Origin of the sequence: Streptomyces sp. NBC_00631 (assembly GCF_045206895.1) — a bacterium.
In the GTDB taxonomy this organism is placed as follows: domain Bacteria; phylum Actinomycetota; class Actinomycetes; order Streptomycetales; family Streptomycetaceae; genus Streptomyces.
On sequence record NZ_CP107734.1, the window covers coordinates 788744 to 804570 of the forward strand.

Annotated in this window: 13 protein-coding genes; 4 read left to right on the forward strand and 9 right to left on the reverse strand. The window is 71.0% G+C overall.

Going from position 1 to position 15827, the window contains the following annotated elements; genetic code table 11:
* Positions 1-28: 28 nt before the first annotated feature.
* The 3 genes from OHB00_RS03760 to OHB00_RS03770 are packed head-to-tail and all read left to right on the forward strand — an operon-like array spanning position 29 to position 3127.
* Positions 29-1414 (forward strand): NAD(P)/FAD-dependent oxidoreductase, encoded by a 1386-nt coding sequence (locus OHB00_RS03760; RefSeq protein WP_406431176.1) that lies wholly within the window; start codon positions 29-31, stop codon positions 1412-1414.
* Positions 1411-2403 carry an AfsA-related hotdog domain-containing protein gene (locus tag OHB00_RS03765; protein ID WP_406431178.1) on the forward strand — a complete coding sequence of 331 codons (993 nt, stop codon included), beginning with the start codon at positions 1411-1413 and terminating at the stop codon, positions 2401-2403. The genes OHB00_RS03760 and OHB00_RS03765 overlap by 4 nt, the downstream gene beginning before the upstream one ends.
* 31 nt (positions 2404-2434) lie before the next feature.
* Entirely contained in the window at positions 2435-3127 is a 693-nt protein-coding gene (locus OHB00_RS03770) for a response regulator transcription factor (protein ID WP_406431180.1), read from the forward strand.
* An 83-nt stretch (positions 3128-3210) separates the two neighbouring features.
* Here the strand turns inward: OHB00_RS03770 and OHB00_RS03775 are convergent, their stop codons facing one another.
* The 4 genes from OHB00_RS03775 to OHB00_RS03790 form a co-directional block, all read right to left on the reverse strand.
* Positions 3211-4746 (reverse strand): long-chain-fatty-acid--CoA ligase, encoded by a 1536-nt coding sequence (locus OHB00_RS03775; RefSeq protein WP_406431182.1) that lies wholly within the window; start codon positions 4744-4746, stop codon positions 3211-3213.
* 91 nt (positions 4747-4837) lie between these two features.
* Complete coding sequence (hemA, locus tag OHB00_RS03780; RefSeq protein WP_406431184.1) at positions 4838-6067, reverse strand: 5-aminolevulinate synthase; 1230 nt, start codon at positions 6065-6067, stop codon at positions 4838-4840.
* A 92-nt stretch (positions 6068-6159) separates the two neighbouring features.
* Positions 6160-7758: a class I adenylate-forming enzyme family protein gene (locus OHB00_RS03785; RefSeq protein WP_406431186.1), complete on the reverse strand. Its 1599-nt coding sequence runs from the start codon at positions 7756-7758 to the stop codon at positions 6160-6162.
* Positions 7759-8082: 324 nt separating this feature from the next.
* On the reverse strand, positions 8083-8913 hold the full coding sequence (locus OHB00_RS03790) for an SDR family NAD(P)-dependent oxidoreductase (RefSeq protein WP_406431188.1): 831 nt from the start codon (positions 8911-8913) through the stop codon (positions 8083-8085).
* Between the two features lie 181 nt (positions 8914-9094).
* Here OHB00_RS03790 and OHB00_RS03795 point away from each other — a divergent pair, with 181 nt between their 5' ends.
* On the forward strand, positions 9095-9736 hold the full coding sequence (locus OHB00_RS03795) for a TetR/AcrR family transcriptional regulator (RefSeq protein ID WP_406431190.1): 642 nt from the start codon (positions 9095-9097) through the stop codon (positions 9734-9736).
* On the opposite strand, the gene OHB00_RS03800 is transcribed toward OHB00_RS03795, so the two are convergent.
* From OHB00_RS03800 to OHB00_RS03820, 5 genes are all read right to left on the reverse strand, one after another.
* Complete coding sequence (locus OHB00_RS03800) at positions 9706-11325, reverse strand: FAD-binding oxidoreductase (RefSeq protein WP_406431192.1); 1620 nt, start codon at positions 11323-11325, stop codon at positions 9706-9708. The two genes, OHB00_RS03795 and OHB00_RS03800, sit on opposite strands and share 31 nt — an antisense overlap.
* A 75-nt stretch (positions 11326-11400) precedes the next feature.
* Complete coding sequence (gene tal / locus OHB00_RS03805) at positions 11401-12537, reverse strand: transaldolase (protein WP_406431194.1); 1137 nt, start codon at positions 12535-12537, stop codon at positions 11401-11403.
* A 383-nt stretch (positions 12538-12920) separates the two neighbouring features.
* Positions 12921-13373, reverse strand: coding sequence for a MarR family winged helix-turn-helix transcriptional regulator (locus OHB00_RS03810; RefSeq protein ID WP_406431196.1), 453 nt, complete (start codon positions 13371-13373; stop codon positions 12921-12923).
* A 146-nt stretch (positions 13374-13519) separates the two neighbouring features.
* On the reverse strand, positions 13520-14152 hold the full coding sequence (locus OHB00_RS03815; protein ID WP_406431198.1) for a TetR/AcrR family transcriptional regulator: 633 nt from the start codon (positions 14150-14152) through the stop codon (positions 13520-13522).
* The gene (locus OHB00_RS03820) at positions 14149-15735 is read right to left on the reverse strand and encodes an MFS transporter (RefSeq protein WP_406431200.1); all 1587 of its coding nucleotides are present in this window, start codon (positions 15733-15735) and stop codon (positions 14149-14151) included. Before OHB00_RS03820 ends, OHB00_RS03815 begins: the two co-directional genes overlap by 4 nt.
* Positions 15736-15827: the final 92 nt, after the last annotated feature.

Below are 15827 nucleotides of genomic sequence, written 5' to 3' on the forward strand. Positions count from 1 at the left end.
CGCCCCAGCCAACCCCGAGGAGTCCGTTGTGGCCGAGCAGTTCGACGTGGTGGTGGTGGGTGCGCGGGTGGCCGGTTCGCCGATGGCCACCCTGCTGGCCCGGCGCGGTGTGAAGGTCGCCGTACTCGAACAGACGGTGTTTCCCCAGCCCACCCTGTCCTCCAACGTGTTGCAGGCCGACTCGCTGGCGTTCCTGGACCGCCTCGGGGTGCTGGGCCGGATCCAGGACACCAAGGCGCAGTTCATGACGCGCAGCGACACCCGGCTGAACGACTTCCGGTTCACCGCCGACTTCCCGTCCTTCGACGGCTACGTGGGCGGCGCCGCGTGCATCCGGCGGGTGGTCCTCGACCCGATCCTGGCCGAGGAGGCCGCCGCCGCGGGGGCCGACCTGCGGATGGGCACCAAGGTGACCGGTCTCCTGGAGGAGCGGGGCCGGGTGTCCGGGGTCCGGTTCGTCAGGAACGGTGTGGAGTCCCGGATCAGAGCCCGGCTGGTGGTCGGCGCCGACGGCCGCGAGTCCACCGTGGCCAGGCTGCGCGGCGCCCGCCGCTACAACGTCACGCCCAACGAACGCTGGTACTACTGGACCTACTTCGAAGGCGCCGACCTCACCGTCACGCCCACCTTCGTGCTGCACCGCTGGGAGGACCGGCACATCTTCGCCGGGCCCGCCGACCACGGCCTGTACATCGTGGGCGTGTCCCCGCAGAGCCACGAGAAGGAGCAATTCCGCCGGGACCGGCAGCGCTCGCTGATGGAGCACGTCCGCAGCTGCGAGCCGGTGGCAAAGGTGCTGTCCGAGGCCAGGATCGCCGAGAAGATCTACGGCATCCTGCGCTTCGACGGCTACTTCCGGGAGTCGTCCGGCCCCGGCTGGGTGCTGATCGGCGACGCCGGCCACTTCAAGGACCCGGCGGCCGGGCGCGGCATCGGCGACGCCTTCCGTCAGGTCGAGCGGCTGGTGCCGGCGGTCCTGCGGGCGCTGCGCGGATCCGACGCCGAGATCGACCGGGCCACCGGCGAGTTCGCGCGCTGGCGCGACCGGCACTACGCGCCGTTCTACGGACTCGCCAACGACCTCGGCCGGGTGGGCCCGCTGCCCGCCGTCGTACCCGACGTGGTGGCGAAGCTGTACGGCGACGGTGACATCGATCGTTTCCTGCGGCTGTTCAGCCATCACCTCAGTCCCAACGAGGTGCTGACGCCGGCCCGGGTGCTGTCCGCGACGGCCCGCCGGCTGGCCGGTCCCGAGCGCGGCGGCTGGGACTTCGCGAAGGACGTGGGCACCACGCTGCGCGACGAGGCCCGCCGCCGCTGGTCCGCGTTCCGCCCGGTCTTCGAACCGACACCGGCCCGCGCGGACCTGCCCGGCCGGCGAACCACCACCCTGTCCGAAGGCGGTATGACATGACCATCAACGACACCATGGAGCCGGAACGGGTCCGGGAGCGCCTGACCTTCGACCAGACCGTGCCACGGGCCATCGCGCACCGCCGGGCGGTCGGGGAGGTCTTCATCACCGACTCGTCCCCGGCCGGGCCCGACACCTTCCTGCTGGCCTGGCAGATCCCGCGGGCGCACGCCCTGTGGGGCGACCGGCTGACCGCCCACCACGACCCCTTCGCCACCGCGGAGGCCGCCCGTCAGGGCTGCTTCGTCATCGTCCACCGGCACCTGGGCATCCCGCTGGACCTGCCGTTCAGCCTGCAGCGCTTCGAGTTCCGGGTGACGGCGGGCCTGGAGCCGTACCGGGACGACCGGCGATGGCCGTTGCAGGGCCTGCTGCGCTACCGCATCGGGCACAAGGAGTTCCGCGGCGGCGATCTGGGCAGCATGCGGATCGACGGCGAGGTGGAGATCGACGGCACCACGGCGATGACCGTCAGCGGTGACGTGGTCTTCCTGTCGCGCGGCGACTACGAGGCGCTGCGCGCCTTCCAGCGGTCGCGCAAACCGCTGGCGGACGTCCCGTCGTGGCGGCCGGCCGATCCGGTGGCGGCCGCCCGGGTGGGCCGCCGTGACGAACGCAACGTCGTGGTCGGCGCGCCCGGCACGACGTCCTTCCCGGCCGGGCTGCTGCGCTACCCGATGGTCATGGACCGCGGCCACCCCTCGTACTTCGACCACGACTACGACCATGTCCCCGGGCCGTTCATCGTGGAGGGCTTCCGGCAGGCCGGTCTGCTGGCGGCCTGCGGCGCGGGCCTGCTGCCCTCGCCGGTCGCCGCGCTGACCGGCCTGAGGGCCACCTTCGCCGACTTCGGGGAGTTCGAGGCGCCGTTGGAGTACGTGGCGGAGGCCACCCCCGGTGCCGACGGCCGGGCCGACGTCCGCGTGGGCCTGCACCAGTTCGGCACCGAGATCGCCGAAGGCCGGATCGAACTGACCCCCTGCCCCTGACGGCCCGGCACGACATCCGAAGGAGCGAACATTGGCAAGTCAGGCGAACGACGCCGTAGGGCGCGTCGCTCTGGTCATCGAGGACACGATCCACCGCTACGCCGTCGAAGGGATGCTGCACTCCGTCCCCGGCCTCGACACGGTCCGTGCGGGCCACGACGGCGGCTCCGGCGCCGGTCCGCACGGCGGGCACCCGATCGACGTGGTGCTCGCCGCGGCCGGCGACCTGGCCGCCGAGCCCGTGCTCGGCGCGGTGCGCGCGGTGTGCGCCCGGGGGGCCAGGCTGGTGCTCCTGGTCGACGGGCCCGAGGCGGCGGAGGTGCCGCGGCTCGGAAGCTGCGCGGTACACGGGTTCCTCGACTGGGCGGAGCTGGACCCGCGCACCCTGGCCGACGCGGTGGCGGACGTGCGGGCGGGGAAGTTCGCGGTCTCCGCCGGCCTGGCCCGGCGGCTGATCAGCAGGGAGGGCGCCGAGGGCCGGCCTGCCCCGGCCGCCGCGCCGGGAGCGCTGCGCGGCCCCGCCGGGGTCGCGCTGACCCCGCGTGAACTCCAGGTGCTGCGGCTGCTGGCCGAGGGGCTGAGCAACAAGCAGGTCTCACGCCGTCTGCTGATTTCCGAGCACGGGGTGAAGCGGCTGGTGGGCAACGTCCTGGCGAAGCTGAACTGCCCCAACCGCACCCTGGCGGTGGTGCGGGCCATGGACGACGGCCTGCTCGCCATCTGAACGCCCGCGCGCGGCGACGGCACGCCGGGGCCCGACGGTACCGGGCCCCGGCGTGCCGGGCCGTCCGCCCCGACCGCCATCGGTCAGCCGCTCAGCCGGGCCGTCAGCTCGCGCTTCAGGATCTTGCCGCTGGGGCCGAGCGGGAAGCCGTCGACGAACTCCACCCTGCGCGGGTACTTGTAGGCGGCCAGGCGGTCCCGGCTCCACGCCACGATCTCCGCGCCCAGCGCGGGGCCGGGCCGGACCCCGGCAGCGGTGCGCACCACGGCGCAGACCTCCTCGCCGTAGCGGTCGTGCGGCATCCCGATCACCGCCACCTCGGCGATCGCCGGATGGCGCATCAGCACGTCCTCCACCTCACGGGGGTACACGTTGTAGCCGTTGCGAAGCACCATGTCCTTCTTGCGGTCGACCACCGACAGACAGCCGTCCTTGTCCTTGACCCCGAGGTCGCCGGAGCGGAACCAGCCGTCGACCAGGGCCGCGGCGGTCGCCTCGGGGCGGCCCAGGTAGCCGGCCATCACGCTGGGGCCGCGTACGACGATCTCGCCGACCTCGTCCGCGGGCAGCAGCTCGATGCGGTCCTCGACGTCGGAGCGGGCGATCTCGACCTCCGTGCCCCACAGCGGCCGGCCGACCGTGCCCGGCCGGGTCGGCCAGGCCCGCTGGTTGTACGCCACCGACGAGGACGTCTCGGTGAGTCCGTACCCCTCGTAGATCCGGCAGCCGTACACCTCCTCGAAGCGTTCGAGCACGGCCACCGGGAGCGCCGAACCGCCGCTGTACGCCCGGTCGAGAGGGGGCCGGCACGGGTCCTTCGCGGCTGCGTCCAGCAGCGCGATGTACATGCTCGGCACGCCCATCAGCACGGTGCAGTCGTAGGCGGTCATCGTGCGCAGTGCCTCGCCGGCCTCGAAGCGGTCCATCAGCACCATCGTCGCGCCGGCCCGGAAGCAGGTCGCCATGCCGCAGATCTGGCCGAAGGTGTGGAACAGCGGCAGACAGCCCAGCAGTACGTCATCGGGCCCGAAGGCGAACGGCGACTCCATGCCGAGCTGCACGTTCATCGTCACGTTGAGCTGGGTGAGCATCGCGCCCTTGGGCCGGCCCGTGGTCCCGGAGGTGTAGAGCACCAGGGCCAGGTCGGCCGGCTCTCGGGGGACGGCCGTGGGGGCGGGCTCGGTGGCGTCCGCGAGGCTGTCCAGGGCGAGCGCGCCGGGCAGTTCGCCGGCGTCCACCGTCAGCAGCCGGGTGCCGGCCGCCTCCGCCGCCGGGCGGCCCTCGCCGAGCAGCGAGCCGGCGCAGATCAGCGCGGCGCAGTCGGCGTCCCGCAGGATGTACGCGATCTCCTCGGCCTTGAGCAGGCCGTTCACCGGCACCACGACGGCGCCCGCGGCCAGCGCGCCGAAGTACACGGCGGGAAAGACGACGTCGTTGCCGATCAGCACCGCCACCCGGTCGTCGGGGCGGATGCCCGTGCCGGTCAGCGCCGCGGCGTAGCGCCGGGCCCGCCGCCACAGGTCCTGGTATGTCGTTTCCTGGCCGTGCTGGACGACCGCCGGGTGTCCGGGGCGTCGCAGCGCGGCCTCGCGGAGCACGGAAGCCAGAGACAGGGACACGGAACCTCCTCGGTTCAGGGGCCGGTCGGCCTCGGGGCCGCGGGTGCCCCGGACCGGTGGGAGTCCGGCCGGGGGCGGCGGCATGGGCCGGTCAGCCTTCGACCGGGGTGCCGTTCCGGGGCAGGCCCAGCTCCTCCCAGATGCCGTCGAGCGCCTCGGCGAACTTCTCGACGTCGCTGGTGGTGTGGGTGGCCGAGGGGGCGACCCGGAGGATCTCCTCGCCGGCCCGCACGCTCGGGGCGTTGATCGCCTGGACGTAGATGCCGTGCCGCTGCAGCAGCATGGCGGACGCCCGCTGGCACTTGAGGTCGTCGCGGACCAGGACGGAGACGATGTGCGAGTCCGGCGAGACGAACGGGATGCCGCGCTCGTCCAGCAGCCGGTGCAGCAGCCGGGCGTTGGTGGCCAGCCGGGTGCGTTCGACGTCGCTGGAGCGCAGGTGCTGGACGGCGGCGAGGGCGCCCGCGGCGGTGGCCGGCGGCAGCGAGGTGGTGAAGATGAACGGCCGGGAGAAGCTGCGGACCGCCTCCACCAGCGGGGCCGGCCCGGCGATGTAGCCGCCGGCGGTGCCGAAGCCCTTGGCCAGGGTGCCCATGATCACCGTGAAGCGGTGGGCGATGCCGAGCGAGGCGGAGATCCCGGCGCCCTCGGGGCCGTACATGCCGACCGCGTGCACCTCGTCGAGGAACGTGGCGGCGTGGTACCGGTCGGCCAGGTCGGCGATCTCCTCCAGCGGCGCGACATCGCCGGACATGGAGTACACCGACTCCAGCACGATCAGCTTGGGGCGGTCCGGGTCGGCGGCGGCGAGCAGTTCCGCCAGGTGGGCCGTGTCGTTGTGCCGGAAGATCACCTTCTCGGCGCCGCTGTGCCGCAGCCCGTCGATGATCGAGGCGTGGTTGAGCGCGTCGGAGAAGACCAGCGTGTCGGGGTGCCGGCCGGCCAGCACGGTCAGCGCGCCGTCGTTGGCGGTGTAGCCGGAGCTGAAGACCAGCGCCGACTCCTTGTGGTGCAGCGCGGCCAGTTCGTCCTCCAGCAGCACGTGGTAGTAGTTCGTGCCGCCGATGTTCCGGGAGCCGCCGGAGCCGGCACCGAAGGCGTCGATCGTGGTCTTCATCGCCTCCAGGACCGACGGGTGCTGTCCCATCCCGAGGTAGTCGTTGCTGCACCAGACGCTGATCTCCTGGTCGGGGCCGGTGGTCCCGGTCCGGGCCATCGCGCTCGGAAAGCGTCCGGCGCGGCGTCCTATCTCCAGGAAGGACCGCTTGTGTTCACCGAGTTCTTCCAACTCGGCGGCGAAGAAGTTCAGGAGCTGGTTCATGGTCAACTCGCCTTCTGCATCGCTGTGTTCTGGTCTCCGCCGCGTCGCGGAGGACCGGGAACCGGGAACCGGGAACCGGGAACGGCCGCCGCTCAGCCGGCCGGGTGGAGCCGGCGCAGCCGGTTCTTGTCCGGCTTGCCGGAGACACCGAGCGGGAGTTCGTCGAGGAAGTGGACCTCTTCGGGCGCGTGAGCGGGCGAGATCTTCTCCGTGACGAGTTTGCGGATGGCGTCCGCGGTCAGCTGGGACCCCGAGCGGCGGACCACCGCGGCGTGCAGGTGCTCCAGGTTGTCCAGGTCGCGGACCCCGTAGACGGCGACGTTGGCGACCCCGGACAGGGTGGCGATCTCCCGCTCCAGCACGGCCGGGTAGATCTTCACGCCGTCGATCTTGACCACGTCGGCGACCCGGTCGACCAGGGAGAGGTAGCCCTCCTCGTCGAGGAAGCCGATGTCGCCGGTGAGGTACCAGCCGCCGCGCAGGGACCGGTTGGTCAGCGCGGGGTCACGCAGGTAGCCGTCCATCAGGGCGGGCGAACGGACCCACACCTCGCCGGTCTGCCCTACGGGCAGTTCCGCGCCGGACTCCTGGTCGCAGATCTTCAGCCGGACCTCGGGGAACGGACGCCCGACCGTGGTGCGCAGCCTCGCGTCGTCGTGGTCGCCGGGCAGCAGGATGGTGATCCGGCCGGCCTCCGCACTGCCGTACGCCTGGAGCAGGACCGGTCCGAACACCTCGGCGGCCTCGGCCAGTTTGGCGGGAGCGGCGGCGACACCGGTGTAGATCAGCGCCCGCAGCGTGCCGATGTCGGTCTTCTCCTCCTTCACCACGTCCATCGCCTGGTACAGGTGCGGGGTCGCCATGAAGGTGCGGGTGATGCCGTGCTCCTGGATCGCCCGCACCACCTGGGTGGCGTCGAACTCCTCGTGCAGCACCACGGCGCCGCCCAGGGTGAGCACCGAGTCGGCCACCGGCCCCACCACGAAGCTCAGCGGGGTGGCCACCAGCAGCCGCGGCCCCGGTTCGGAGACCAGCGGGACGGTGCCGCGGACGGTGAAGTCCGCCACCCGGGTGGAGACGCAGACGCCCTTGGGCTGGCCGGTGCTGCCGCTGCTGAAGGAGAGCTGTGCGAGCGATCCCGGCTCGCGGTCGGGCAGTTCGCCCAGGTCGGCGAGGATCTCCTCGGCGCTCGGCCGGGCGGGGGCCGCGGTGTTCGGGGTGGTGAGTCCGCCGTCGGCCGGCTCGGCGAGCTGGAAGCGGCCCGAGGCGCGGTCGGCCAGTTCCCGGGCCCGGGGGGCGTTCTCGAGGTCCGTCCACAGCACGGCGGCGGCGGAGTCGAAGAGGATGCGCAGCTGGGCCTCGCGGGACAGCACCGGCACGGTCGAGCCGGGGTTGGCGCCGCGGATGAAGGTCACCGCGCCGCCGAGGAGATGGGTGGCGTAGCGGACGGAGAGCATCTCCGGGCTGTTGGGCGCCACGAGGACGGCCACCATGGTTCCCGGGCCGACGCCGAGCTTGCGCAGCGTCTGGACCGAGTCGGCCACGGAACGGGCCAGCCGGCCCGCGGTGATCCACTCTCCGCGCCAGTGCACGGCGGCACGGTCCGGATCGGTGGTCAGCGCGGTCAGGAGTTCCAGGGCGTATCCGGCGTCCTCGTTCTGTGGCCCGTCCGCACGGTCCGTGTCCGTCATCGTCGTCTCCATTCCGAATGGTCCGAATGAACTGAGTGCTTTCGGGCGGCAGTTGCGGCCTTCCAGGGGACGTGCCTCAGCTTCTCCCGGTGCGCTGATCCCCGGAACCAACCATTGACGTGTCCGAACGAGCGGCCCCTCGTGCCCCGTTCGGCCACCCCGAACGGCGGGAGGGGGGTAGCCGTTCGGCTACCCCCCTCGGCAGCGCTCCCGAAGGGGCGCTGGGGCCGCCCCCGGCCGAAGGCTGGGGGCGGAACTGCGCGACCGGCCACGGTGGCGCCGCGGACGGCCGACCGGCACATCGGGGCACTCCCGGCGGAGCGCTCAGGCGGGCAGCCCCTCCAGGAAGGGGACTCCCGTCAGCTCCTCGCTGAGCGCGCGCAGCCGGGACCGCGCACCCGCGTCGTACGCCTGGGCCTGGGCCCGGGCGTCCTCACGCTGGTTGAACCAGCGGCCGGAGACCCCGTCGAGCGCCGGGTCGGCGACGACCCGGAGCGTGTTGCGCATCCCCTGGTCGATGGTGCTCTGCGGGGTGAACATGCCGACCACCATCTTCGTCGGCATGTACGGGGCGGGGTGCACGGCGTTGGCCGTCACGCCCCTGCCGTCCAGCGCCTCGGCGAGGTCGAAGGCGTGCAGGATCTGGGCGAGTTTGGCCTGGCAGTAGGCGTAGATGCCGTCGTACCCGTGGGTCATCATCGGGTCGTCGAAGTCGATGGGGGCCTGGCCGTACGAGCTGACGTTGACGATCCGGGCAGGTGCCGACGCCGCCAGCAGCGGGGCCAGCCGGGCGGCGAGCACATAGCCGGCCAGGTAGTTGACCTGGAACGTCGTCTCGCAGCCGTCGGCGGTCTCCTCGCGCTGGAGCATGCCCACGCCCGCGTTGTTGACCAGGACGTCGAGGCGGTCGAGGGCCAGGACCTGCTCGGCCATCCGGTGCACGTCCGCGAGGCGTGTGAAGTCGGCGGCCAGGTACGTGACTTTGCCGTCGCCGGCGATGCCGCGCAGTTCGGCCAGCAGCTTCTCACCCTTGGTGCGGCTGCGGCCGTGCACGATCAATGTGGCGCCCTGCGCGGCGAGTTCATGAGCGAGGGCGCGGCCGAGACCGTCCGTGGCGCCCGTGATGAGGATGGTCTGCTGTTCGAGGGGACGCATGCGGCCTTCCGGCTGGCTTCTGGTGCGCGGAATTAATTGCGATACGATTCGGTATCGTATCATAAAGGGTGGTGCCTGCCGCGCCTCCTGCTACGGTGGCGATCATGTGGTCACCGCTGCGGGACAAGGCCGACGCCGGCGGCCACGGCGGGCCGGAACCGCGGAAAGTGGGTGCGGAGCAGTGACGCTGTCAGCCGACGAATCTGCCGCCAGGCGCGGCCGGCCACGACGCGCGGATGTCGACCGGACCGTGATCGAGACCGTGCTGCGCCTGCTCACCGAGGGCTCCAGCTTCGCCGAGCTCTCGATCGAGGGCATCGCGAGAGAGGCCGGCATCGGCAAGACCACCGTCTACCGCCGCTGGCCGAGCAAGGACGCGCTCCTCCTCGACGTGCTGCAGAGCGTCGAGGAGCCGCTGCCCGAGCCGGCCGGACGGTCCCTGCGCGAGGACCTGGTCGGCGCGATCGAGGCGACCAGGCTGCGCAACCTCGCCAAGTACGAGTCCGCGCTGATGCGGAACATGCTGACGCAGGTCCACAGCAGCCCGGAGCTGTGGCAGCACTACCAGCACACGTTCGTGCTGCCGCGCCGCCAGGTCCTCGGACGCATCCTGAAACGCGGGATCACCGCCGGGGAGATCCGTTCCGAACTCGGCGAGGACCTGGAGCTCCTGATCGACATGGTGGTCGGCCCCGTGCTCTACCGGGCCACCCTCCACCCCGACGCACTGCTCGTCGACCGCCTGGCGGAGAAGGTCGTGGACACCTTCCTCGACGGTGTGCGCCCGCGTCCTCAGTCCGGCAGTGCCACCGAGAGCGCGTGACGGAAGACGTCACCGGGGTCGTAGCGCTTCTTGATCTGCTGCAGCCGGGCGTAGTTCTCGCCGAAGTACAGCGTGGACCAGGGCGTGCCCGAGGTGTTCTGCTCCGGGTCGGCGAGGTCGATGTCCGGGTAGTTGATGTACGACCCGTCGGTCGCGGGACCGGGCGCGGGCACGCCGCCCGTGGCCGCGTACAGGTCGCCGTAGCAGGAGCGCACCCACGCGATGTGGTCGTCGTCCTGCGCCGGGTCCGCCCAGCTGCTGGCCAGGTAGCTGATGAGGATGGAGTCGCGGTGCGGGTTCGCGGTCGCCGTCCGCGACAGGGTGTTGACCTTCCCTCCGAAGGCGAAGAGGAGAAGGGCACCGACCCCGGAGTAGGTGTAGGCGTTGAGGTGGTCGTAGACCGTCTTGAACTGCTCCGCGGTGTACGGCTGCCGCAGGTAGGCGGCCTTGGCCTTGCCTCGGTTGTACGGTGACGGCCCGCCGCCGAACAGGCTGGCGAGCTGTGCCTGCAGCCACGGCATGGTGGTCTGGGTGACCGTGTGCTTCGCTCCGACGCCGGCGTTGAGCGCGGCCACGTAGTCGTTCATCAGCCCCGTGGCGTCGGGCAGCGTCCCGTCCATCTCGGCGACGAGGGTGATGGCGCCCGCGCTGGGCTGGTCCAGGACGAGAGCGCTGTTCAGGCTCGCGTACGGGCCGCCGTCCGCGCTATTGGCCGCGTGCCAGGCACCGTGGTTGGTGAGCAGGGTGACGAAGTCGCCCTCGCTCAGGCCGCTCCACGGCCAGGACACGGTGGTGACGAGCATCGACTTCGGCGGCGCCGGCAGCAGCGCCGAGGGGTCGGTACCCTTGGCGTCCGGCGAACGGAACAGATAGCGGGTGACCACGCCGTAGTTGCCGCCGCCGGAGCCGGTGTGGGCCCACCACAGGTCGTGGTGGGGGTCCGCGGGGTCTCGGGTGGCGACCACGGTCTTCGCGGCGCCGGACGCGTCGACCACCACGACCTCGACGCCGTACAGGTGGTCGACGCACATGCCATATTGGCGGGACATCGATCCGAAGCCGCCGCCCTGCACGAATCCCCCGACACCGACGGTCGGACAGGTACCCCCGGGGACGACGACGCCCCAGGCCAGGAGCAGTGCCTTGTAGACGTCACCGAGCATGGCGCCCGACTCGACGGCGAAGGCGTTGTGCCGCGGGTCGTAGTAGACGTTCTTCAACTGGGACACATCGATGAGCATCCGCACGGCGGGGTCGTCCACCAGCCGGTCCAGGCAGTGGCCGCCGCTTCTGACGGCGATCCGCTGTCCCGCGCCGACGGCCGCCTCGACGGCCTGCCGCACCTCCTCGGCGGTGAACACCTGTCTGACCTCGGCCGGGGTGCCGGTGAAGCGCCGGTTCGCCCCGCGCGTGGTGAGGTACGGGTAGCGCGGGTCGTCCGGCAGCACGGTGACCGCGTCCGGCGGTCTGACCGGCGCACCGGCCGGGGCATCGGCGAAGGCGGTGCCCTCGGCACCTCCCAGGCCCAACGCGGCGACGCCTCCCGCCATCGAGGCGCCCACGAACGAACGGCGTGACAGTTCAGCCATCTCTCGTACTCCCCCTCATCCCGGCGGGCCGGCCAGGCCGGCCCGCCGGGGTCGACGATCAGTGTTGACGGACGGTCACCGGTTCGCGCGCAGCTTCTCCAGCTCCGCCGCGGTCCGGTCCACCAGGTCCTTCCACGAGGCCCGGGCCTCTTCGAGGATCTCCTCTTCGAGCGTCTGGACGATCAGCCGGTGGCCGATGATCCGCAGACCCGACAGGATCTCCAGGGCCTTCGCGAAGTTGGGGCGGACGACGTCGGACCCGTCGCTGCCGCTGTGGTCGGCGACCGCGTCGAGCGTGGCCTGCGACATCGCGGTGATCACGTCGGACGCCACCAGGCCGTCGACGTACGCGGTGTCCGCGAGCTCGGGGTTCGTCACCGTGGTCGAGGTCCACAGCAGCCGGGTCGGCCGGGCGCCGGCGGCGGCCAGGCCGGCCCACTCCTCGGCGGCCTCCTGCCCGGACTCGGCGCGGCCGAACAGCTTGTCGTAGTCCTGCAGCGCCAGCTGGGCGTTGGCGAGCGCGCCCTTGCCGACCAGGGCGAGAGCCTCGGGCGTGCCGAGCGCCTTGAGGCGGTCGTCGGAGAGGAGGTCCACGCGGCCGAGGAAGAACGACGCCACGGAGTTGATCTTCCGGAGGTCGTGGCCGTTGGTCTTCGCCTCCTCCAGCCCGGCGAGGATCGCGTCGATCATCAGACGCCAGCGCCGGTGCGAGACCAGGTGGGTGGCGTCGACGCTGATGCCCGCCCCGACGACCGAGGAGATCGCGTAGTAGCCCGCCTCGTTGGAGGGAATCCTCAGGACGATGTTCGGGCGGTCGATCAGCCGCACCAGCTCCTTGGCCTCGGCGACCGTCGGGTCGCTGCGGTTCGCGAGCCGGGGGTTGATCTGGAGCGACACCCAGCCGTCCGCCCCGTCGGTCGCGTCGTGCACCGGACGGAGCACGTCCGCCGCGGCCCGCACGTCCTCGACGATGATGGCGCGGACGGCTTCCTCGGCCGTCACGCCCTGCTCCGCGAGGGAGCGGAGCTGCTCGTCGTAGGCGGCGTTGCCGACGATCGACTGTCGCCAGGTCGCCGCGTCGGTGGCGACGCCGACCACGTAGCGGTCGCGCACTAACTCGGCCAGCCGGCCGCTGCGCACCAGGTCGCGGTCGAGGCCGTCCAGCCAGACGGCCACACCTGCGTCATGCACCTTCCGCAGGTTTTCGCTCATCGTTCTCTCCTCATGAGGTGATCGGTGGTTCTGATGCGACAGCGCGCGGTCGAAATGCCGGCCGACGGGCGCACACGGTGATTTCCGGGCCCGATTGCTCCGGGCGTCGGGCGATGAAATCGAAACTCGCCCGACGGACTTTTTTCGGGATTCAGCGGGCAACCCCAGCGACTCGCCCGTATCGGCGAATTACCTCTTCCGGTCGCCCCGCGCTGTGCACATGGAATTGCAGTCCGCGGTCACGGAAACACTGGCACGTCACCCCGGACCCGTCAAGGACCTACGGGCCGACAGCCAGTGAATTTCAAGAACATGCTTGCTGACCATCAACCGGTTGCTACGAAGGGATGGCTATCGCCCCGCAGCACTTGGAGATTTCCGGCTCAGGACGTTCGGGAGCCCCGGTTCTCGCGCTCCAGGCCGTCCGCCAGTTCTTCGAGCAATTTACGAAGCTTTTCGGCCTCGTCCACTCCGAGAACTCTGGCGATCGTCCGTTCGAGCTCGATCATCGCGGCGTCCGCCTCCGCCAGGAGCTCCTCGCCCTTGTCGGTGATCCAGATCTCGACCACGTTCAGGTGGCGGGCGTTGGGCCTGCGCTCGATCAGCCCGCGCTGCTCCAGCCGGTTCGCCAGGCTCGCCACGTTCTGCGGAGTCACGTGCAGCTCCCGCGCCAACTCGGCGCCGGTGGCACCGAGATGCGCGGAGGCGGCGGCGAGCAGCGAATAGTGGGCTGCATGCATCTCAAGGTGGCGGAGCTGCTGCTCCTTGGCAACGTCCAGCGCGCGCCCGGCACGGCGCGCCGACCAGATGATTCGGTTGAAACCTTGATCGTTCATGGCTCACTCCCGTGGTGGGCGCGACCCTGTAAGCGCTTGGCGTGCCTCAGGTGATTACTGACGGTCAGGGCGGAACCATATCAGCGGAGCCACCGCCGTGCCGGTGGGTGCTGCGTCCCTTCGTGCCTGCTCCTCTCTTCGCGGTTTCAACCATGCCGCCGGGAACGGTCGTGCGACCCCACTCCGTCGAGGAAGGTGTCGACGACCCGTTCCGCCAAACCCTCCACCTGCAACACCTCGGGGCGCAGGGTGGCACGGTAGAGCACGGGGCCGGCCAGCATGTCGACCAACAGGTCCAGATCCGCCCCGAGTTCGGCGCGTATCTCCCCGCGGTCGATGCCCCTGCGCAGGATGCGCACGATCGCCGCGCGACGGGGTGCCACGAACGTGTCCCGGTAGCGCTGCCAGAGTTCGGGGCTGCTCTGCACCTGCGCGAGGATGTTCCGCATCAGGGCCGACTCGCCCTTGGTCAGATTCCGTTTCCTGGTCGCCTCGACGGCGGCGACCAGATCCTCGCGCAGGGATCGTCCGCCCGGTTCCGGAAGCGGCACCTCGACGGCCTCCAGTACGTCGATGAGCAGCGCCTCCTTCCCCGGCCAGCGCCGGTAGACGGTGGTCTTGCCGACGCCCGCCTCACGGGCGATGCCCTCCATCGAGAGCTCACCGAAACTGACGCCTTGCGTGAGCAGCCGCAGCACGGTCTCGATGACCGCACGGTCGACGCCCGCGTTGCGCGGGCGGCCCCGCTGAGCGGCCGTCGAGCCGAGCGACTCGGTCACTGCTCGGCACTCACCTTCGGCGGCTCGGGGGTCGCCTCCGCCTCCGCTGCCGGACGCGGCTTGCCGGGCAGGGTGAGCATGGCGACGACGGCGCCGAGCACCGCGACGGCCGCGGCGGCGACCGACGTGACGTGCATGGCGTGGACGAACGCGTCGTCCGCGGACCGGATGAGCGCCTCGGCCTTGGCGCCCGACCCGGCCACGGCGTGGGTGGCCTCGATCGAGTGCACGGCCACGTGCCGCTGAGCCGGCGTCAGGACGTCGAGAGCTCCCTGGACGCGGTGCTTGTAGAGGGCGGCCAGCAGCGATCCCAGGACCGCGGTGCCCAGCGCCCCGCCTCCCTGGCGGAAGACGTTGGTGATCGCCGATCCGGTGCCGGCCTTCTCGCGGGGCAGGGACGACATGATCACCACGGTGGCGGGCGGAGTGATGTGCGCGAACGCCACACCGAGCATCGCGAACAGCACTTCGAGCACCCAGATCGGGCTGGTCCGGCCCAGCAGCAGGAACCCGAAGAACGTCACGGCGTCGAGCAGGAGCGCGAAGACGCAGGTGGCACGGACCCCGAACTTCGTGACGACATGGCGCGCCCTGGGGGCGAAGAAGATCTGGGCGGCCGCCAGCGGCACCATCAGCAGACCGGTTTCCAGCGCGGTGTAACCGCGGACGGTCTGGATGTAGAAGATGACGTAGAAGGTCACGCCGAACAGGGCGAACGACATCAGGCAGATCGCCAGGATGGCGCCGGTGAACCGCATGTTCTTGAAGTAGGTGACATCGAGCGACGGGTGGTCGATCCGCCGCTCCCACCACACGAAGGCGGCGAGGATCGCCACCCCGCCGAGGAACGGGGCCCAGACCGAGGTCGGGGTGACGCTGCCGGCCTGGCCGCCCTGGATGATGCCGTAGACGAGCAGGACCATGCCGGCGATGGAGAGTGCCACGCCCAGCGGGTCGAGGCGGGCGCTGCGCGGGTCCTTGGACTCCGGCACCAGGATGAACATGGCGACCAGCGCCACGGCCACGACCGGCACGTTGATCAGGAAGACCGATCCCCACCAGAAGTACTGGAGCAGTGCGCCGCCGATGATCGGTCCGAGGGCGACGGACAGGCCGACGACGCCGGTCCAGATGCCGATGGCCCTCGGCTGCTCCGAGCGCTCGAAGACCTGGGTGAGGAGGGCGAGGGTGGCGACCGGGATGAGCGCGCCGCCGACGCCCATCAGGGCCCGGTAGGCGATGAGTTGACCGGGCGAATCGGCGACGGTGCACAGCGCGGAGCTGAGGCCGAACAGGAACATGCCGGTCAGCAGGACCTTCTTGCGCCCGATGCGGTCACCGAGCAGACCGCCGGTGAACAGCAGTCCGGCGACGACGAGTGCGTAGGCGTTGACCGCCCACTGGAGCTGGCTCTGGCTGGCGCCCAGGCCTTCCGGCTTGGGTTCGGCCAGCGTCTTTAACGCCACGTTGAGGATCGAGAAGTCCAGCACCGTGACGAGCACGCTCAGCAGCAGGACGGCCAGGATCAGCCAGCGGCGACGGTGGATCGCCTCGGGGATGGTGGGTGCTTGGTTAACGGCCATGGGCTCATCGTAGGAGAATTTCGATACGATGTCGTAGCGTATCGATTAAAGAGAAGGTAAATCGCGTGTGACCGGCGGGCGTTGGGGCCGTG

Bases quoted from the DNA above. Each gene is read 5' to 3' on its own strand.
- OHB00_RS03765 (WP_406431178.1), top strand. From the start codon at position 1,411: ATGACCATCAACGACACCATGGAGCCGGAACGGGTCCGGGAGCGCCTG.
- hemA (WP_406431184.1), bottom strand. From the start codon at position 6,067: ATGAACCAGCTCCTGAACTTCTTCGCCGCCGAGTTGGAAGAACTCGGT.
- OHB00_RS03785 (WP_406431186.1), bottom strand. From the start codon at position 7,758: ATGACGGACACGGACCGTGCGGACGGGCCACAGAACGAGGACGCCGGA.
- OHB00_RS03790 (WP_406431188.1), bottom strand. From the start codon at position 8,913: ATGCGTCCCCTCGAACAGCAGACCATCCTCATCACGGGCGCCACGGAC.
- OHB00_RS03800 (WP_406431192.1), bottom strand. From the start codon at position 11,325: ATGGCTGAACTGTCACGCCGTTCGTTCGTGGGCGCCTCGATGGCGGGA.
- tal (WP_406431194.1), bottom strand. From the start codon at position 12,537: ATGAGCGAAAACCTGCGGAAGGTGCATGACGCAGGTGTGGCCGTCTGG.
- OHB00_RS03810 (WP_406431196.1), bottom strand. From the start codon at position 13,373: ATGAACGATCAAGGTTTCAACCGAATCATCTGGTCGGCGCGCCGTGCC.
- OHB00_RS03820 (WP_406431200.1), bottom strand. From the start codon at position 15,735: ATGGCCGTTAACCAAGCACCCACCATCCCCGAGGCGATCCACCGTCGC.